The following is a 19,643-nucleotide window of genomic DNA, read 5'->3' on the forward strand; positions in this document are numbered from 1 at the left end:
CCGGTTCAGTGCGGCGAGGGCTGATGCAGCCGGTTGAAGACAGCCACGTCGTTGCCCATCGCGACGAGGAGATCGCCGGTCGCGCTGAGCGCGATCGATCGGGGGCTCGGTACGGCCAGGAGGCCGTCGGCTTGGCCGGCGCGCAGGTTCCAGAATCGGACTGTGTCGTCATGGCCGCTGGTGACCGCGAGAGGGACGCCGTCCAGGTGCGCGCATGCCACGGCCCACACCGGGCCGGAATGGCCGTGCAGCGGCGGGCCTGCCGGGGTACCGGAAGGCAGCTCCCACCGTCGGACCGTGTGGTCGTGGCCGGTGGTGACGGCGATGGGGGTGCCGTCCACGACCGTGCAGGCGACCGAGGAGACCGCACCCTCGTGATCGAGCTCGAGACGGGTGATCAAGCTGCGGGAGCTCAGGTCCCACAGCTGCATTTGACCGTTTTCGCCGTATCGGGCGGCAGTCGTGACCGTGACGACGACCGGCCTTCCGTCCAGGACTGCGCACGTGAGAGCGACCGGCGAAAGGGGATAGCGAGTCGGCAGCGGTCGGCCCGATTCCGCTCTCTCGACGAGATTCCAGGTCCGCATCGTGTCGTCGAGGGCGCCGGTGACGGCGGTCGGTACGCCGTGCAGGGTGGTGCACGCGACGGACGTGATGTGACCGTGGTGGCCGACGAGGGGCGGACTGAGCGCGGTTCGCGAGGTCAGGTCCCAGATTCGTACCGTCTGATCGTGGCCGGTGGTGACTGCGATCGGGGCGCCGTCCACGGTGGTGCACGCGACCGACGTGATCTGGCCGTCGTGCCCGACCAGGGAGCGCCCGAATGGGGCGCCGGTGACCGAGTTCCAGATCCGTACCGAGCTGTCTCCCTCAAGGCCGGTGGGACGTCCCAGGTCGCGGCGGCCGCCGGTCGCGAGGGCCACCGGGGTTCCTCCGACCGTGGAGCAGGCCACCGCCCACACCGGCTCGCCGGAAGCGGTCGGCGACGGGCCGGCCGAGCGGAGCGTGGAAAGGTTCCACACCCGCAAGGGGCCTTCGTCGGAGTTGCCGCCGACGGTGGCCAGGCCTTGGCGGTTGTCGTTGCCACCGGTGACGGCGACGGGTAGACCGTCCACGGTGCCGCAGGCGACTACCGACACTCCGCCGGTGTGGCCGGTCAGAGCGGGTCCGACGGCGGTGTGGGTGACGAGGTCCCAGGCTCGGACCGTCCCGTCGGCGCCAGTGGTAATGGCGACGGGAGAACCGTCTAGTTCGGTGCACGCCGCCGCAAGCACCGCGCCGCCGTGGCCAGTCATGGGGCGGCCAATCGGGCGGCCGGTGGCCAGATCCCACGTCAGGACCGTATCGTGCTCGGCGGTGACGGCGACTGGCCTGCCGTTGACGATCGTGCAGGCCAACGCCCACGGATCGCTTGTGGAACCCATGCTGGACGGCCCGGCCGGCAACCCGTTCAACAGGTTCCACACTGTCGCGGCCGAGGTGCCTGAACTGGTGACAGCGACGGGGATTCCGGCAACTTCGGCGCACACCACGGAGCACACCTGGTAGTGGTCGCCGGTGGCGAACTGGCGGATCAGTCTACCGGTCTTCAGGTCCCATACCCGCAGGTCGGTGTCGCTGCCGCTGCCGGTGACGGCGACGGGCCTGCCGTCGAGCGTGGTGCAGCCGATGGTCAGGACTCCGTTGGGATGGCCGGTCATGGGCCGGCCGCGGGGTGCGCCGGTGGTGAGGTCCCAGACCCGCATGGTGCCGTCGGCGCCGCCGGACACGGCGACCGGAGCGTCATCCACAGTGGTACAGGCGATTGCCGGGACAGAGCCGTCGTGGCCGGTCAGCGGACGCCCGATCGGGACGCCGGTGGCCAGGTCCCAGACCCGGACGGTGCCGTCGGACCCGCCGGTGACGGCGACCGGCGCGCCGTGCACGGTCGTGCACGCGGCGGCCCGCACGGCGCCGACGTGTCCGGTCAGGGTTTCGCATAGCGCGGCTGAGAAGCCGCTTCTAGTGGCCCACCTGGGGGTCCAGCCACTCGCGGGGGCATGCCGGGCCAAGCGCTGCCGAAGCGTGGCCGCGCCCGCGCGGGCCGCGTCAAGCGCGAGGACCTGGCGACGAACGGCAGGAGCATGTGCTGCGTGGATGCCGAGGGAGGTGCGGTAGACCGTCGCGGTGAGCCGGGCTTCGTCGCCGCGGGCGTGGCGCAGCTGACGGGCAAGACCACCCGGGACCGCGTGGACCAGGTACTCCGGCTCGTCGAGGAGCTCGTCCAGCCGGCCGGCCGCCGTCGCATGCGCGGCGAGGTACTGACGTGTGTAGGGATGAGCGCGGGACCAGTCGCGAGAGCCGTCGACACGGTAGGGCACCCGGGCGACGAGCACTTCGACGAAGGCCGCGTGGACGGCGGAGGCGTCGGTGCCTTCACGCAGGTACTCGGCCAGCGCCTGGTGATACAGGCGATAGGCCGACCGCGCGGATTCGGCGGCTTCCACAACGTAGGAGCCGGCTGTCCGGCGCAACCACACGAGGTCGTCGTCGGTGTAGAAGCGTCCGGAGATCGCGGACGCGAGCGGCGCCCAGATGTCCTCCCACGGCAGACCTTGGCCTTCGGCGAAGGCCAAGGGGCGCAACAGGTCCGCGGCTCTGGTGGCGTCGGCGCCGAGCCGCCGGGTGAGATCCTTGCGCATCGCCGTGCCCGGTAGCCGCGGGAGGTCCGCGCGCCACGCGGGGTCGCGCGGATTCCGGACGACGTCGTCGGCCGCGGCGAGGGTGCCGGCCGTGATGCGGGCGACGAGGAACGAGGTGCCCGCTGCCTCGGTGACCACTTCCGCCACCTCGCGCAGCACCGCCCGGACCCGCGTTTCCGGGCGCCGGTAGGGCGAGGCCGGATGGGCTTCCAACAGGGTCCGGACCGTGTAGGCGAGCAAGGCGGCGCGATCGGCGTAGCGGGGGGAATCGAGGTCGACGACGCGCTCGTCCGGCACGACGCCGAGGCGGTCCAGCAGGTAGGGGCGGGTGCCCAGGACAAGACGGATCCGTTGCCGGGCGTGGTCGATCAGCGGCCGCAGCACCTGGGTGCACAAGGTTTCGGGCGTCGCCGCCTCGTCCAGAGCGTCGACCAGTACGGTCAACGGTCGTTCGCCGGTGCGTGCGTCCAGGGCGTCGAGCAGTTCGCCGACGGTGTCGGCGTGGATTGCCGCAGCCGCCGCGATGCCGTGGACGACGTCGGCGTCGGTGAGGTTCTGGGCGTAGACGGCGACGTCGATCGCGCCCTCGTCCGGGACGAGGTGCGCACCGAGCCCGAGCGCGTCGAGCGGGACCGTGCGGCGGCGCTCGGGGTGGGACAGAGCGGCCAGCAAGCCCAGTACGGCGGTCTTGCCGGAGCCGGGGCCGGCAGTCACCACGCGGCAGGCCGACGAACGGCTCGACGGCGTGCGCAGCCAGCCCACCAAATCGCCGAGTGCCGCGTGACGGCCGCAGAACCACCACCCTTGTTCGGCGTCCCCGTGGTAGCCCATGGCGCGGACGAGCAGTCGGGTGGTCAGTTCGGTGTCCCGTCGCCGGGCCTGCGCGTCGAACTCAGCGGCGTGCTGGATGGCTAGGTCGACGTCGGTGAGCCGGGTGTCGTGGCGCGGGTTCGCCAGGAACGGCGGCGGTTCGCCGGTCAGCCCGATCAGGCACAGGCTGATGTGCTGGAAGCCCGGCCGGTCGGGCTGGTCGTTCATCTGCTGCACCACGGTGGACACCGACAGGGTGCCCGGGCTGTGTCCGGCGGTGGCCAGGCTGTTCACCGCCTTGCCGAACAGGAGGGGGAACAGGCCGGCGCGGGCCTGCTGGTGCGGCTGGGCGGAGGAGACGATTGCCAGCCCGGCCCCGAGGTCGGTACGCCACTGCGCGCCGATGCGTTCCAGCGCCACGGCCGCGAGTTCGTTGCCGCCTTGCCCGGAGTAGCAGGTGTCCAGGATCAGCAGGAGCCGTCGCACCTTCGTGTCGCGCAGGACCACCCGGGCCAGCTCGACAGTCGGCAGTGTCGTGTAGGCCAGGTCGTCGGGGTCGGTGTCGGCGGTGAACAGCACGTGCTCGCCGCCGTCGCCGAGCACCTCACCGTGCCCGGACAGGTACACCGCCACAAGGTCCTCTTCGCTCCGGTCGGGCGCCTTGCAGAACGCCCGGAGCCGGTCGGTCAGCTGGGCCCGGGTCGGGTCGGGTCCCAGTGCGGCGTGGTGCCGGTAACCGAGCTGCCGGGTGAACAGCTCGATGATCTGTTCGCGAGCCTCGGCCAGGCCGGGGCGGTCCCAGGCCGGACATTTCGGATACCGGGTGACGGTGGTCGCGATGAGGAACCGGCGCGGTTCACCGGGACCCGGCGCGGTCATCCCAGGCCTGCCGCGATCGCTTCGCCACACAGCACGTCGGTCAGGTACGCCGTCGCGTCGTGGGCATGGGCACCGTTGTGGACCAGTGCCGAGCGCACCGCGTCGCCGAACACCGGGCGGAGATCCTTGACCAGGGCCACGACGTCGCCGCCGTCCGCGATGTTCGTCCACACCAGCTCGGGGCCGCCCGGCCACACCCCGCGCTGTCCAGACGGTGGTGGCTGCAACCGGTGCAGGATGAGGTTCGGGATGCCCAGGGGCGATCCCAGCGTGACCAGAGACCGCACAGAGTGCCCGGGCCGGGCGCACAGCGCCTCGTACGCGACGACGGAGCCCAGGGAATGCGCAACCACCACCCGGGTGTCGTCGTCCACCGCCGCCAGCACCCGGCCACGAGCTTCCTCGCGCAGATCGAGGTCGAGAAGGTAGCGACGCACCTGCTTCAGGTCGAAGACCATCGCCCGCATCGCGAGCCCGGCGAAGAACTTGGACGCCGACAGCGCACGCAACGCGGCCTGCACCGATCGTGGCGTGCCCGGCAGCGTGTCCGTCGAGTCCGGGGGGACCACGGCCGGGTCGGATTCCGCGGCCGCGCGCCACCACGCCAAGAGCAACTGCTGCTCCAGACCCTCGTCGACATCATCAGGGCCGTAGAGCGGTTCGCCCGGCGAGAGCAGCTGACCGGCGGGACGGAAGAGATCTCCGTAGAACGCCACCGTGACGTCCGCTCGCGACAGAGTCCCGTTCGCTCTCCGCAGCCCGTCCGCCATGGCGGGCCACCACCGGGCCAGCAACATCTCCTCGCCCAGCACCTGCTGACCGATCCCGTGGACCGCGACCACCCTCGCCACCTGCACCCCCCAAGTTCGCCCCTCAGGTATAGCACCGTCTGCGCCGCCCGACCCGCTGTCGTCGGCGGCCTGGTTGACGTCCCTGAATCGAGCCGCCCCGGCAACGGCGTGTCTTCACCGACGAGGCGGTGAAGACACATGCAAGAACCAGCTCCGAGACTCAAAACCGTCGAGTGGGTCGCTGATCACGGTGAAGCACACGGTCAGCTGCTCGTCCGCGGCGTGACGCTCGACGAGATCATCGAGCGCGCACAGGCGGCGATCGGACCCCAGCAGGGCCGCCTCAGGATCCATCCTGGCTGGTGGCGGACCGAAATCTGTCGGTGTCGTCGAACCCTGGCCAGTTCGAATCACCCGGCCTGGCACTATCGCGCGGCCACAGCGACCGACGCCGGTGCCTGGCGAGGAGCCGAAGTGCGGATCGTATTGCGTCCGGCCGGCGCAACACTGCGTTGAATTCTGGAGTGAGCATGGACGAGCACACCGACGACGACTTGGACTACGCCGCCGGACGCGCGGCCCAGCACTACGATCTGGACAGGGACGAGGCCCGCGAAATGGTCAACCTGGTCGCCGGAGCGCTCGGCGACGGCGGCGACGCGATCGATGACGCCGCATGGGAGGTGCAGGACCGCGACGCGCGCATCGACGGCCAGAACTTCGTCGAGGACGTCGCGACGAACCTGGGCTACGACTTCCCATGACAGCCGGCTTGGACGACGGCGCCGAGAGCTACCTGGTGCTGCAGCGGAAGGGGCAGCTGTTCCCCGCGGTGACCCTCGCCGCCTATCGGCTGCACCGCATCCCGGTCTGGCGCGACCGGGTGCCGGTTGATCCGCAGCCGGCGTTCGACACTCTCGAGGACACTGTCGTCCAGGCCACGTTCTTTGGAGGCGACAACCTCAACGCCATCCTCGAAAGGCTGCTCGCCGCAGCGCGGTCCTTAATGGACACCGTTCGGATGATCCAGGACTCCAGTCGCCCGGGCTTCGGGGGCACCGTGGAGGAACCTTACCGTGGTGACGGCGATGCTGCCCGGCAGAAGCTCCACGATGCGATCGAGAGCTTCGTGACCCTCGCGCGGGCCGATCTGCACATCGACGGGGCTTGGCGATCAGCGTTCGGTGATCCGCCAGCGACGTGACGAGATGGTCCCACGTCGCTTTCGCGTAGAGCCGGTTGAAGTCCGGAAAGCCGGTGTCGATCGTGAGGTCGAAGATCAGGCAGTCCTGCAGTCCGGGCCAGTACCCGTCCCAACGGTCGGCGCCGCACCGGTGTGCGGCGGTGCAACTGTTTCGCTGAAGTCCCGATTTCAGGCAGCGTGCGACGTCGCACATCCGATCGTGCTTCCTGCCGACAGCGGCATCGCAGCCAGGGTACGTTTCGCTGAAGTAGGCTTCCATGCCCATTGTGGACATTCCTTCAACTGCGAGGACGGTCGAGTGGGGTGTCGACGAGGTTGACCTTCTTGGAGATTTGGACCGGCGCGTCGGCGGGCACCCTCCAGTGCCCGGCGACGGGCGTGAGTTTGCGCAGCTGCCGACCGGGTCCGTAAGCCTGGCGCCGGAAGAACGGAGCGACCGGGAACCGCACGCTCACGGTGCGACCCGAAGGCTCGCCCAGGCGCGCGGACGTCGAGGACGTTCGATGCCGCACTGACACGACGCGAACCGATGACGTCGTGTGCCCCGTGCGTTCGGCCCGGACGCGCTGAGTTCGGGGCAGATGTTCCTCCGCGGTGTCGGTCAACGTGTTGGGGCTGCAGAAGATCCAGCCCGCGTGGACGGTCTGCAGCCAGGTGATCGTCGTCTCGGCGGCCGCGACCTGGCTCGGGTCGATCGATCGGATGCGTGGTAACGACTTGTCGATCGCCGGCGCGGTCGCGCCCCACGGCATGTAGATTTCGTTGTCCCACGTCAGTTCGGCGTGTTGGCGTCGGGCCGAGATCTCAGCCTCGCGCTCGGTGGCGCCGGCTTCGCGGGCCAGCCTCTTGGTCGCCGCGAAGTCCGTGACGCTCCAGAAGCTCAACCACAGCCCGCCGGTCTCGCTGGTCAGCAGTTCGGTGCTGCCCCACGACACACCGACGATGTCGATCCGCTTGCCGTCGGTGTCCCGGGTGTACTCGGCCATCGGCTCGGCGAACAGCATAAAACCGGTCCGCGCCGGAAGGTCGTGTGGCTGGATCTCCCACTTGTTCTCCAGGCTCGGCGCCGCTTGGCGGACGAGCTTCGTGATGTCGGCGGTCACGTAGAACAGCTGCGCGTTGCAGAGCCGCTGATACTCATCGGCCAGCAGGAGCACGGCTCCGGCTTCCGGGCCGGCGTCCGGCCGGAGAGTGCCGCGCCCTTCTCGCAGCGCTTTCGCGGTGAACAGGTACGCGTACTCGGTTTGCAGATAGTCGGCGAGGTGCTCGCGCAGAGCGGGCAGCTCCCGCGGTGCGGGTGGCCGCCAACGGGCCGGCTTGGGGTTCGACGTCATCGCGGCTCCATAAAACCTTGTGTACTTAGTGTTCCCGGTTTACGGTAAGCAAACCGTGAGTACTAAGTCAACAAGGATTTGTTGGAGGACGCGATGAATCACCGAGCGGGCGCGGCTGAGCCGGGGAACCCGATCAACGCCGTGTGCGATGCCCTGAAGATCGCCGTCGAGGTGGCTCGGGCTTGGCGCCGGGGCGGCGGCCCTGACGGGCCGGAAGTGCCGCTGGGGATCGTCGCCACACTGGCGCTCGCCGGCCTGGCTGGACGCCGGAAAGCCGACTTCGCGGAGTGGGTCCGCGGCCGGTCGCCAGCCGAATTCCTCGGATTGGCCCGCTGGGTGTGGCGGGCGGTGCTGGTGCAGCGACCGGACGTCCTGCGCATGGCTGCGCCCATCGTGGGCTGGCTCCACGGGGCGGGCGAGCAGCTGGCGGACCGCATCAAACGCACCGCCGACGCCGCCCTCGCGGCAGGACAGCTCGAGTTGATCAGTGGTGACCGCCGGTTCGACGCCGATCTGCTCGGGCCGGTGCTCGGAGCGCTGCGGTCCCCGGCTGCCACGAAGGTCGACGCCCAGATGTACACCCCGGGAGACGTCGCCCTCGCTCTGACCTCGGTCATGCTCGGTGACGTCAAGCCCGGGCAGGCCTTTGTCGACGACACGGTCGGCACCGGCGGGCTCTTCCGGGCGGCGGCGCAGGTGATCCGCAATCGCGGCTTGGATCCGACGGCTTTGACTTGGTTCGGCGCCGACGTCGACGAGCTGGCGGTCGCGGCCGCCGCGGTCAACAGCGTGCTCTGGCAGCTCGGTCCGAACGTCGTTCTCTATGTCGGCGAGCCGCTTGCCGAACCGGACTGGTCGGCCGCGGCTACGCAGCGGAAGATGCAGTTCCAGCGGGAGGTCCACGCTTTGCGGGGCGTGCTGGCGGCGCTGGACTTGGAGAACACGCCGAGGTAAGCGCCCAGGTCATGCCCGGAATTCCTGCTAGGTTCGCCGGGTGGGCGACGGCCAGCGCAAGATCACCGACGGTCCTCCGGCGAACCCGGATACGACCTATCGCTACGTCGACATGGTCGAGATCGCCGGCTGGTTCGGTATCACCCACCGCGCGGTCGCCAACTGGCGTACCCGCTACGCCGACACCCATCCTTTTCCCGAGCCCGACGTCATCATCGGCCGCACGCCGGGGTGGGCCCGGGGTCGCAGGCCTGAGATCGAGACGTGGGCGGCCGGCCGTCCCGGCCAGGGAGCCGGAGGCGGACGGCCGCGGAAGCTGTGAACGTCCAGTCGGCCTCCTTCATCCCGTGGCGGAGGCGCCCACCTCGGTGTCCAGCTCGAATCGATCCCCCGTCGAGTTCACGATGCTGCCGCACCAGATCAAGGTCTTCGTGTCCAAACGGTTACCAAGGCTACCTTCGACTGGAGCCGCCAACGTGTAACCAAAATCAATCGCCCGTCGATCATAGTGATTATCCGCAGATCACACAGCTGGGTGGAAGGACTGACAGGGCGTCCGCCAGGATACCTGGCACGGCTCAATCTTCTAGATGCATCCTCATTTGGAGATCAATTGACCACCTTGCTGGATCGGATGTTCGGTGTCGACCTAACTCAGCGGTACCACGATCGCTTCGTTTTCCGTGCCGAGAGCCGTGTTGTAATGGAGCAGGACGGCCATGCTCTGCTGAAGGTGTACGACGCCGAAGAAGCTCAGGCCGTGACGCTGCGGGTCTACGACCTCCTAGGTGTCGAGGGGGACTCTCGCGAACTCGCGACCACGATGTGGCAGAGCGAGTTGCGAATCCTGACGCGGCTTCTGCCGGAAGAATGGCGCAGGCTAGGACTCGTCCGTTTTGTCGATGGCAACGAGGACCGTCCGAGTGGCACCCTGTATGTGGCATGGGAGGACGGTCACAAGGCGACCTTGGCTGAGGCGCTGAGCGATCCACGTGTGGTCGGTGCAAAACTGCACGAAGTGCCAACCAAGGTTGACCTCATGGTCATGATTTGCGAAGCACTGTTCGAACTGCATTCACAAGGCATAATTCACCGTGAAATAACGCCGGAAACTATTTGCTTATGGGATCAGACGCCGCTCCGCGCCGCGATTACCGGGTTCGGGATGAGCGTATTTATGAACAACTACCTATGGGCTCCTGCTCCCGATAGTTTCTCCATAGATTCTGCCTTTTCTGGACGACTGGCGTACGTCGCACCCGAGCGGTTTGCGTTCCTCACGAACTCCGTGCTGGACGTAAACGGGCTTATGGTCCAGCCAGGTGAAGACTACCGGCAGGACATTTACAGCCTTGGCATCTGCCTGGTTGAGTGGTTTACTCGCCCACTTCTGACGGGTCATACTTTGGACTTCCTCCCCGTTGAAGGTGGGTATGATGAGTACGCTCATCTGGAATGGATCCAAGAGCAGATCTACAGTCGGGTTAATCGCGAGCCTCTGTCGAATAATATCGCGGCACAGGCGGACCTCAAGAATCTTTTACTGGACATGACCGAGTTCAGTCCGGACGCTCGCATTGCGACCGCGGGCGAACTACTCGCGCGGGCGCGACGCGTCCGAGACTTGTTCCAGCAAGTCATGTATCGCGACCTATTGGACAAGCCCTTTGTATTCGCTTTTTCACCTTCGAACACCGCCGAATACCTCGACTGGACCGAACCGCTTGAACATCCTCGTTTCGATATGGACGTGGACGATCAGGCTGAACTTGTCGCTGAGGAACTGGAGGCCGACCTCAAAGGTGTCCTCAAACTTGGATTTCCGGATTCTCAAAATAACAAGTACGCAGATGACAGCGAAGGGATTGGACGTTGGTATCTGCGCGGCGAACGCCGCGTATACCTGCTGCAACGATTCCGCGACAATGTCTACGGCAGGGAGCGTCCCTGGTTGGCCTACCTGAAGCACATCGCCACGGATGCGCATGATCTGGAAGGTCTGGTTACGGTTCCCCTGCAAAGAGTCGAAGTCCGCTCGGTCCGCCATGCTACATCGATCGCGAACAGCGGCGCTGACTCGAACAAGTGGGGACGCTGGGACGATCTGGTCACGCTTCTACAGGAACGCGCCGGCAGGAGCAACAAGGAGGAACACAACGCAGAAAACCTGGTGGCCCTGGCTGCACTAGGGCAGGCTTTGAATCTCAAGGACGTTGAACGCGACCCGCAGACGTACGCGGTAAGGGTGATCGCGGACCAACCTGACATCAATCCGACAATGCCCGACGACGCGGCGGCGCGAGACGTCGAAGCTGTCCTCGGCGAGCGGCTCATCACGCTCCAGTACGACCCGGACGGTGACACCCGCTATGTCGACAGCACGTCGTCCGTCGCCTACTTCCGTAACACCAGTCAGCGGCGTAAGGACTTCATGGCCTGGCTACGTGAAATCGTTGCGAAGCCCACCAAAGTGGAGATTGTTCCTCCGACGGGCATGCGCGGAAGCTCGCGCGTACCGTTCGGGATCCTGTCCGACCACGACCCTGACACGCAGACAATGACCTTGCGGGTGCCGCCGAACTCACCCGCTTTCCCGGCCAACGTATTGGTGCGCAGACACGATTTCGACCCAACCTTGACCGCACAGAGGCGGGGCCTCAAACGTCTTGGCGCCGACAACTACCGACTCGGCCTGTTGACGGACCCTTCAGCTGCCTATCGACGACTACCCGAGAAATCACATGAGTGGCTGACTGCTGACAATGCAACGGATCTAAAACCTGACAAGAACAAGCTTGAAGTCCTCGACGCATGCCTAGCAGCGTACCCCGCGTTCTTCCTCCAGGGTCCTCCCGGGACGGGCAAGACAACTACTGCGGCCGAGGTTGTCGCGCAGATCCTCCACGCCAATGCGGCTGCTCGCGTACTTGTGTCAGCTCAAGCGAACGACGCACTCGACACTCTTGTCGAAGGCGTGCTGGAAAAGGTTCCAGGTCTCAGGGACTGCACAGTCATGCGTCTACCAGCCCGGTACCACACCAGCTCCGACCAGGTTCGTGCGCTCTACCCACCGGCCGTAGTGGAGAAGTTCGCCCGCCTATCCGATCGCCGAGCGAGCCAGTTCGTCCGGGCTCGACGCAAGGTCCAGGAGACCGAGGCCCATACCACCGAGCCAACCGTGGATGTCGTAAAGCTGGAAGAGCTGGCATTGAGCTGGCAGGGACTGCTCGACTCGCGGCACTCTGACTTCGAGCAACTTCTGTTGCGCAGTGCGAACCTGGTCTTCGCGACGTGCTATGGAACCGAACGACTCAGCTATCACGACGTCGAGCAGTTCGACTGGGTCATTGTCGAAGAGGCGGGCCGCGCTGCCGCCACGGAACTGCTTCTCCCTCTACTTCGGGCGCATCGATGGCTGCTCATTGGGGATCACAACCAGTTGAGGCCCTTCAAGGCCGACATATTCGAAGCAGCCTTCCTAAGTAGTGTCGAGAGCGAACTCAAAAAATCCCTTAAGAACGCACTCGATCAAATTCCGGTTTCGGCACACCGTGCTGTCCGTTACCTCGATCTCTTCGCGCACATGTTTAGCCGGGCGACAAGGCCACAGCGAGCGACACTGAATCAGTGTTACCGCATGCACCCGACCCTGGTCGATCTCGTCGACCGACTCTTCTATCGGAGTGGCGACGAGCGGGTGCTGCACCCCGCCAGGTCGCGGGAACAACGATCTCACCCGTTCCACCTCGATGGAGCGAACGGAGCCGACCAGCTGTCGGGACGAGCCCTGGTCTGGCTGGACACCAGTGCCTCCCCGGAACGTCGCGAAGATTCTCTTCCCCCAGTTGGAACCAGCAAGCGGAACACATTCGAGGCCCAACACATCAGAAATCTCGTGGCCCTACTCCGTGGTCAAGACCCAAACGTCACGATCATGCTGCTGTCGATCTACGAGGCACAACACGAATTGTTGAACGAGATCGCGGATCAGTACGAGGACGGCGTGCAAGCGTTCACCGTCATGGCATGCCAAGGAAAGGAGGCAGACGTGGTGCTGTTGAGCTTGACCCGGAGTAACACGGAAGAGCGCCCCAAGAGCGCCCTGGGCAGCATCACGAAACCTAACGATCTTAACGTCGCGCTGAGCCGAGCACGTTCACTTCTCGTCATCGTCGGCGATGCGAGTCACGTGCGGGTTTTTGGCGAGAAAGCCGGCAAGCTCGGAGAGTTCCTAAGCATGGTCGAGAACTGGCCTGACAGTGAAAGTTCCGGTGATGTTGGCCTGTTTCCCGTTCCTCCGCTCCGGGCCGTGCCCGTCGATGAGGGGGCAACGGACCATTCGAAGCCACGGCGAGTCTTGGACGACAGCACTCCGATTGACCTTGTCGAACTACCGCCCGACACCATCGATGTGCTCTATGACCTCGACGAACCGTCCGACGAGGTGATCCCCGAATGACGCGCCTCTACTTTCCGGCTGTCACGTTCCGGTTGACGGTAACGAGTATTGACAACAGTGAGCTGCAGCCAATCCAGAAGCATGTCCTCCGAGCGGTGTCGCTTGGTGTCGACACTCTACCAGACCTCAAGTCGATGTTCGGGCTCACACTGCGCACCACGATGGAACTGTGCAACGACCTAATACGGCGCAATCTGCTCGTGGTCGATTTCCGCAAAGGCAAATTTCACGTTCCCAGACAGACGCTCGACGCGGTACAGTGCGACGAAAGCCTGAAGAAGTCTCTTCCGCTCGGCGGAGCTGCTCCAGCGGGGCGGCGCAAGATCGAACTGACCTTGAACAGATGTACTGGCGAGCTGAGCCGAAGCCGTTGGTTGAAACAGCTCCAAGAGAACGACCGACCTCTCACCTCGGTCATTGACCTTACCGAAATCGGCAATCTCGACGAGGCAGCCGTCGTTACTGCCGCGAACGCCATTTTGCAACGGCAGGGAGAACGAGTAAGGGAACTCGACATGAACGCCGTCACCATTGTCCGGGAAGGAGGTTTCCTTGCATCGTACGAATGTTTCGAAGGCGACGACACTGCCAAAGAATTAGCCTCGGTTGCCCTTGCATTCGACCCGAACCATCAGCTATCTGAAGCTGATGTCGACGCGATGGAATCCCTTGTGCTCGACCTCCGCCGGCGACACCCTTGGTTCTGGGCCGCACTCAAGCCGCGCATCATCGAAGGCGGCGAAAGGCGTCCGAGCAAGGGCGGGGCTCGGCTCCCGTCGCTACGTGCTCTCGCCGACAAGGTGTCCTCTGGCCGTGGAAATTGCCGCAATAAGGAGGTCATAGATGTTCTGCGCAGGGCAAAAGAAGTAATAGACCAAATGTCCGTGGTGCGGGCGATCATTGGCAGTGCTGCGATCAACGAGGAAGCAAAGGCCCTGGTCAACGCTGGTCCGCAAGCTGTGATCGTCTGCCCATTTGTGAACAAGCTGGGCTCGGGATGGCTCTCAGCACTCCGACCACCGGTTCCACCGGTCGCTGTCATCCATGGCATCGAACGCGTCGAGACCGAAGATGCAGCCGAGATACTGTCTGAGCTTGACGTCGTCAGCGAGCCCGAAACAGGCAGCTCGACCCATGCCAAAGTCGTCATTCGCGGCGCCGCAGACGTGCTCCTCGGCAGTATGAATCTGTTGAGCTCGCCCCCGGCGTCGCCGCTGTTCGAGGTCGCAGTATTGGCCAGTAGTCCCGACCTCGGACCCCAAGCACTTGACTGGGCACGCCGACTGAGTCCAGCATCCGTCCAGCGGAAACTTCGATGGCGTCCAGAACAGTTGGGATGGACGGGACTGCCGGCCCCTTCCTACCCTCTTCCACCAGTTAACCGACCACTTGTAAATCTGCTTGAGATGGTCGAAACCCTTGAGTGGCTCCAAGAGATGGGCCCTCAACTAACGCTCACAGAGCAACTACGGGGTCTGGTCGCCGGCCTCACGGCTTGGTTCAACCTACCAGACGTTAACCGCGGCGAAGGCATCGCGCGGTCCGACCTGACGCGGTTGCTCTCGGCCTTGGAACAGAAAGCCGCGGACGCCGGGCTGGCAGTTGCCGAACTGATGTATACTGCGTCGCACCGACGTTTACTATTTCAGTCCTTAGAGCGAGCCCGCACAAGCATCGTGATCACTTCGCACCGCCTTTCAGCGCATGCTCTGGGGCCGAACTTCCTGGCAACTCTACGAGCAACACTCGCTCGTGACGTGAACGTCACGCTCCTGTGGGGCGAGCGCGATGGCACCGGAACGGACGAGCTGATCGCCACGCTTCGCAACTCGGCCACGGACACGCAGGGAAAGCTCGTCATCAACACAACGCCTTTGCATATCCATTGCAAGTTGCTCATTGAAGACGCTCACACTGTGCTTGTAACGAGCTACGAACTTCTCCATTTCGCGCATTCCCAGAATTATGAACGTGATGAATTGGGAATTAACCTTGCTAGTTCATCCGTTGCGCGCGAGTACCTCCAAGCGCTGGCCGCGCATACTGAGGCAATTGACACCGCTGTGACAGACGAGCTCAATCATATAGTTGCATCCTCCTCTTAGGGGACTGTTCCACGATCGGTGTTTCCGGCCCGACACGCCGGACCGGAGGTCCGGCGGGATGGGCACTGTGAGTGATGACATCAGACCTTGTGAGTCCACGTAAGCGTGAGTCCAAGCCGGCGCGGGAGCTGTCGCCGGAGCAGGCCGCCGCGGCGGCGATGGTGGCCGAAGCGAAAGCTCGCGGGCTGGCCCTGACCGGCCCGGACGGCCTGCTGAAACTCTTCACCAAGAACGTCCTGGAGACCGCCCTCAACGAGGAAATGACCGAGCACCTCGGCCACGAGAAGAACCAGGCCGACCCGGATCGCGAGTCGACGAATGTGCGCAACGGCGCACGGGCGAAAACGGTGATCTCGGATGCCGCAGGCGAGGTCACTATCGAGGTTCCGCGGGACCGGGAGAGCACGTTCGAGCCGCAGATCGTGAAGAAGCGGCAACGGCGACTCACGGATGTGGACGAGATCGTGCTGTCGCTGTATGCGAAAGGGATGACCACCGGCGACATATCCGCGCATTTCGCGGAAATCTACGGAGCCTCGGTGAGCAAGGAGACGATCTCGCGGATCACCGACAAGGTCGTCGCCGAAATGAACGACTGGGCCAACCGCCCGCTCGGCGCCGTGTACGCGGCGGTGTTCATCGACGCAATCCACGTCAAGGTCCGCGACGGGCAGGTCGCCAACCGGCCCGTCTACGCCGCCGTCGGCGTCACCATCGACGGCCGCAAGGACGTCCTGGGCCTGTGGATGGGCACCGGCGGCGAGGGCGCGAAGTTCTGGATGAGCGTGCTGATCGACCTGAAGAACCGCGGCGTGGCCGACGTGTTCTTCCTGGTCTGTGACGGCCTCAAAGGGCTCCCCGATACGGTGGCGAACGTCTGGCCGAAAGCTATTGTTCAAACCTGCATTGTCCACTTGATCCGGAACACCTTCCGGCTGGTCGCGCGTCAGGATTGGGACGCGGTGAAGCGGGATATCAAACCTATCTACACTGCGCCCAGTCCGGATGCCGCGGCTATCGCGATGGACGAGCTCGAGGAGAAATGGAGGAAGAAGTACGGGGCGATGATCCGGCTCTGGCGCAACGCCTGGGAAGAGTTCATTCCGTTCCTCGATTACGACGTTGAAATCCGGACGATGATCTGCTCCACGAACGCGATCGAATCGCTGAACGCCCGTTATCGGCGGGCGATTCGCGCACGAGGGCATTTCCCGACCGAGCAGGCCGCGATGAAGTGCCTGTATCTTGTGACCCGTAGCCTGGACCCGACCGGGACCGGCCGCGCCCGATGGACGATGCGCTGGAAACCAGTGATCAACGCGTTCGCCATCACCTTTGGTGACCGCTGGCCGGGAGCCGAGACCTACTGATCAACAACGCCGGAAACACCGATCACGGGATAGACCCCCTCTTAGCGCTGCAATGGCACTTGGGTGATGTGTGGTAGATAATGCTGGGGTGGTCGATGTGGTGATGGACCAGCTGGACCAGCTGGATCGGGTGGACGGGAGGATCGCGGGCCGGTTCACGTGGTCGGAGCCACGGCGGTCGGGCGTAAGAGTAGGTGTCCGGACTGGTTGCGGGCGGGTCTGGAGCGGAAGAACGGGAGGTCGCTGGCCGAGCGGGCCGGCGAAGTCTCGCCGGATGGGATGCAGCGACTGTTGCGGCGGGCGGGCTGGGGCATCGAGGGGGTCTGTGACGATGTGCGGGACTACGTCGTCGTGCATCTCGGGGAGCCCGGTGGTGTGCTGACCGTGGACGACACCGGGTTCCTGAAGAAGGGCGCGATGTCGGCGAGGGTGCGGCGGCAGTACTCCGGAACGGCGGGGCGGATTGAGAACTGTCAGATCGGCACGTTCCTGGCCTATGCCTCGCCTCGTGGGCATGCGCTGATCGATCGGGCGCTGCATCTGCCCGAGCCCTGGTGCGCCGACCCCGATCGGTGACGGCGGGCGGGGATCGCTGACGGGATCGAGTTCGATACGAAGCCGCGGCAAGCAATGGCGATGCTGTCGCGGGCATTCGCCGCGAATGTGCCCGTTCGCGTGGGTCACCGCTGATGAGACGTACGGGCAGGTCAAGTATCTGCGGGTGCGGCTGGAGGACCACGACGCCGCGTATGTGTTGGCCACCAAGGTCAACGACCTGCTGAGCACTACTGGCGATGCCGAGGCCCGGGCGGATGAGCTGATTGCGGATCTGCCCGCCCGGTCGTGGCGGCGGCTGTCGGTCGGGGCCGGTGCGCACGGGCCGCGGGAGTACGACTGGGCGCGGATCCCGCTCGGGGCTGGCTGACGGGCCCGTCGCCGCCGCGGACAGCGAGGATCGCGACGACGTCGCTGGGTCTAAGTGGAACAGCGGGGACAGCATCGTTGGCCGCGGCGCCGGCGAGGATCGCGACATTCAGGGCAACATTAACCGGATCGGGCCGCTCGGCAGCGCTGGCCGTTCACGTTAGCTCAGAGGACCGGCCGATTGGCTTCCCGATCACAGTAGCGAGGGCCACGCCAGCTTCCCGCCGGTTTGCCGATCACACTGACGAGGGGCCGCGACGCTCGATATCGACTGACGCCGGCCCACGTCTAGAACCTCCAGTTGACTGAAGGGGTCTTGGTTCGAGTCCAAGCGGGGGAGCAAAGCCCAGGTCAACGACCTGGGCTTTTTGCTACCCAGGAGTTGGGGCGATTTAGTGTCCATCTTTACGATCGTCCAAACGGCGGCCTGACCGGCTGTCTCCGCTGTCCGGTGACACCACGGCCGCCGACGGCACAGCCACCCTGTCCTACGACGGCGCCGGCCGACCGACGGCGGTCTCGCTACCCGGCGGAGTCGGCACGTCGGTCACCTACGACGCGCTGGGCCGACCTCGCCGAAAGGGTCCTCGTCGGCACCCACCAGACCCACGATGCGCGCCAGGCCCACCGCCGTGGCCAGCCCAGCGACGTCCGCAGGCGCGACGACCTCGCGCGACGCGACACCGGCCGGCGCCTCGACACCGCCGAAGACCGCGCCGAACGCCGCGAACAGTTGCAGCGCGAACTCGCCGACCACCGGCGTCACGAGCAGTACTACGACCACCTGCGCCACGGCCCCGGCCACGACCACGGGATGCGGCTGTAGCGGAAAGCGACAGAACGCGGCGAGCTGCACGTTCGGCCGGTGCGCCGGGGCGGGCCGGCCGAACGTGACGAACTCCGCAGGTGTCGCCACCGGACCTATCGAGAACAGCGTGTTCTACAGTCGAGTGGATCCGGTATCGGTGAGCGGGTCCAACTGCCTCCGTGGTTGCGGAGTTTCCACAACCGGCACCCCAAATCGCTCCTCGTGCTTGTCGAAGGCCTCCAGCACTCCAGGGAACCAGCGTCGTTTGTCCTTCGATGCGGCCAGCAGGAACTTCCAGGAGTCGCTGCTCACCTCATCGGGCTCCTTGTGGGAGTCTCCTCTGCACAGTTGCAGAGCCACGATCAATCCGAACTGCTGCCAGGCTTGGTCGGCGGCGAATCGCTTGCCCAATTCGGGGGTTATCGTGCCGCTGAGCCGGCAGTCCTCCAAGATTCTTCGCCGCCATTTGTGCACGATCGCCTCGATCGCCTCGTCCAGCTCCGGGGTCTGTGCTGACTGTCTGACCAACTGCAGCGGGTCAGCGACTCGCCAGATCACCGCGACCATCGCGCTGGTGCTTGGTGCGTTGACGCGAGGATCGAGCGGCGTGACATACGCGTGCGGAGCGAGATCCACCAGATAGAAGCAGTCGCGCACTGAGTAGATGAACCGGTCGACCGACTCGACCGAGGGCGAGGTCACCGGAATCTCGTAGGGGAAGAAGGCTTCGAGCCGGGTCACGTCGTGCTGGTCACCGTGGCGTTCCTCGACCTTGGCCCCGTCCAGCACAAGTGCGACATCGTCGCGCAGCACCACGGGGCCTGATTCCTCGGTTTCGGCTCCGGGGGTGCCGAGAATGGCCGTGCGTGCGTAGGTGGGCAAATACTCTCGGCGCAGCGACCACTGCGCCACCGCGTAGCTAGACTGGAACACCGCCCAGTGCGTGGTCAGCAATTGCATGATGCGCTGCTCGAGCAGCGCACGCGGGTAGCGGCGAGTGCTGCGATCCGCGTTGTCGATGCGGACACGCTCAAGTAGCCCACGCCGGCGGCGAACCAGATCCGTCTGCCGGACTTGCAGTTCTTCCTTGAGCTCCTTCAGTCGTTCGGGAGTCAGGCACGAGCCGTTGGCCCGCAGCGCCGTTGCGGACGTGGACAGCGCAAGGTGCTGCTCCCGGGTTGACCGGTCGAACTCGGCGAGGTGCCCCAGGACGAGGTCGTCGTGACCAGCGGAGGCCTTGGCGGCGAAGGCCTCCGCGGCCTCGCTGCCCACCGACGACTGGCTGAGAAGCTCGGTGAATTCGCGGTCGTCCATGCTGACCTCC

The 19,643-nt window shown here is 65.3% G+C and carries 13 protein-coding genes and 1 pseudogene; 9 read left to right on the forward strand and 5 right to left on the reverse strand.

Annotated elements, in window-relative coordinates; translation table 11 throughout:
* Nucleotides 1–5: 5 nt before the first annotated feature.
* Both ACZ7OH_RS32270 and ACZ7OH_RS32275 read right to left on the reverse strand, forming a co-directional pair.
* Entirely contained in the window at nt 6–4,370 is a 4,365-nt protein-coding gene (locus ACZ7OH_RS32270; RefSeq protein ID WP_470284274.1) for a caspase family protein, read from the reverse strand.
* Nucleotides 4,367–5,212 (reverse strand): lipase family protein, encoded by an 846-nt coding sequence (locus ACZ7OH_RS32275; RefSeq protein ID WP_470284275.1) that lies wholly within the window; start codon nt 5,210–5,212, stop codon nt 4,367–4,369. Before ACZ7OH_RS32275 ends, ACZ7OH_RS32270 begins: the two co-directional genes overlap by 4 nt.
* A gap of 231 nt (nt 5,213–5,443) precedes the next feature.
* Here ACZ7OH_RS32275 and ACZ7OH_RS32280 point away from each other — a divergent pair, with 231 nt between their 5' ends.
* Genes ACZ7OH_RS32280 through ACZ7OH_RS32290 form a run of 3 tightly spaced genes read left to right on the forward strand, consistent with a single transcriptional unit; the run spans nt 5,444 to nt 6,365 of the window.
* Nucleotides 5,444–5,677 carry a hypothetical protein gene (locus ACZ7OH_RS32280; RefSeq protein ID WP_470284276.1) on the forward strand — a complete coding sequence of 78 codons (234 nt, stop codon included), beginning with the start codon at nt 5,444–5,446 and terminating at the stop codon, nt 5,675–5,677.
* A 14-nt stretch (nt 5,678–5,691) separates the two neighbouring features.
* Complete coding sequence (locus tag ACZ7OH_RS32285; RefSeq protein WP_470284277.1) at nt 5,692–5,925, forward strand: hypothetical protein; 234 nt, start codon at nt 5,692–5,694, stop codon at nt 5,923–5,925.
* Between the two features lie 8 nt (nt 5,926–5,933).
* Nucleotides 5,934–6,365 (forward strand): hypothetical protein, encoded by a 432-nt coding sequence (locus tag ACZ7OH_RS32290; RefSeq protein WP_470284278.1) that lies wholly within the window; start codon nt 5,934–5,936, stop codon nt 6,363–6,365.
* Nucleotides 6,366–6,643: 278 nt separating this feature from the next.
* Here the strand turns inward: ACZ7OH_RS32290 and ACZ7OH_RS32295 are convergent, their stop codons facing one another.
* Nucleotides 6,644–7,699 (reverse strand): hypothetical protein, encoded by a 1,056-nt coding sequence (locus tag ACZ7OH_RS32295; protein WP_470284279.1) that lies wholly within the window; start codon nt 7,697–7,699, stop codon nt 6,644–6,646.
* Nucleotides 7,700–7,780: 81 nt separating this feature from the next.
* Between ACZ7OH_RS32295 and ACZ7OH_RS32300 the strand changes: the two genes are divergently transcribed.
* The 6 genes and pseudogenes from ACZ7OH_RS32300 to ACZ7OH_RS32325 all read left to right on the forward strand — a co-directional run.
* Nucleotides 7,781–8,653 carry an N-6 DNA methylase gene (locus ACZ7OH_RS32300; protein ID WP_470284280.1) on the forward strand — a complete coding sequence of 291 codons (873 nt, stop codon included), beginning with the start codon at nt 7,781–7,783 and terminating at the stop codon, nt 8,651–8,653.
* A 40-nt stretch (nt 8,654–8,693) separates the two neighbouring features.
* Nucleotides 8,694–8,975: a hypothetical protein gene (locus ACZ7OH_RS32305; protein ID WP_470284281.1), complete on the forward strand. Its 282-nt coding sequence runs from the start codon at nt 8,694–8,696 to the stop codon at nt 8,973–8,975.
* A 291-nt stretch (nt 8,976–9,266) separates the two neighbouring features.
* Complete coding sequence (locus ACZ7OH_RS32310; RefSeq protein ID WP_470284282.1) at nt 9,267–13,112, forward strand: AAA domain-containing protein; 3,846 nt, start codon at nt 9,267–9,269, stop codon at nt 13,110–13,112.
* Complete coding sequence (locus ACZ7OH_RS32315) at nt 13,109–15,217, forward strand: phospholipase D-like domain-containing protein (protein WP_470284283.1); 2,109 nt, start codon at nt 13,109–13,111, stop codon at nt 15,215–15,217. The genes ACZ7OH_RS32310 and ACZ7OH_RS32315 overlap by 4 nt, the downstream gene beginning before the upstream one ends.
* Nucleotides 15,218–15,291: 74 nt before the next feature.
* Nucleotides 15,292–16,587 (forward strand): IS256 family transposase, encoded by a 1,296-nt coding sequence (locus ACZ7OH_RS32320; protein WP_470284284.1) that lies wholly within the window; start codon nt 15,292–15,294, stop codon nt 16,585–16,587.
* A 103-nt stretch (nt 16,588–16,690) separates the two neighbouring features.
* Nucleotides 16,691–17,500: pseudogene (locus tag ACZ7OH_RS32325) on the forward strand (IS701 family transposase); the annotation flags it as partial.
* Nucleotides 17,501–18,058: 558 nt separating this feature from the next.
* On the opposite strand, the gene ACZ7OH_RS32330 reads toward ACZ7OH_RS32325, so the two are convergent.
* Entirely contained in the window at nt 18,059–18,427 is a 369-nt protein-coding gene (locus ACZ7OH_RS32330) for a hypothetical protein (protein WP_470284285.1), read from the reverse strand.
* Between the two features lie 24 nt (nt 18,428–18,451).
* A complete protein-coding gene (locus tag ACZ7OH_RS32335; protein WP_470284286.1) occupies nt 18,452–19,633 on the reverse strand; it encodes a hypothetical protein in 1,182 nt (393 codons plus the stop codon).
* Nucleotides 19,634–19,643 lie beyond the last annotated feature (10 nt).

It is taken from the genome of Amycolatopsis sp. NPDC114478, assembly GCF_055633805.1.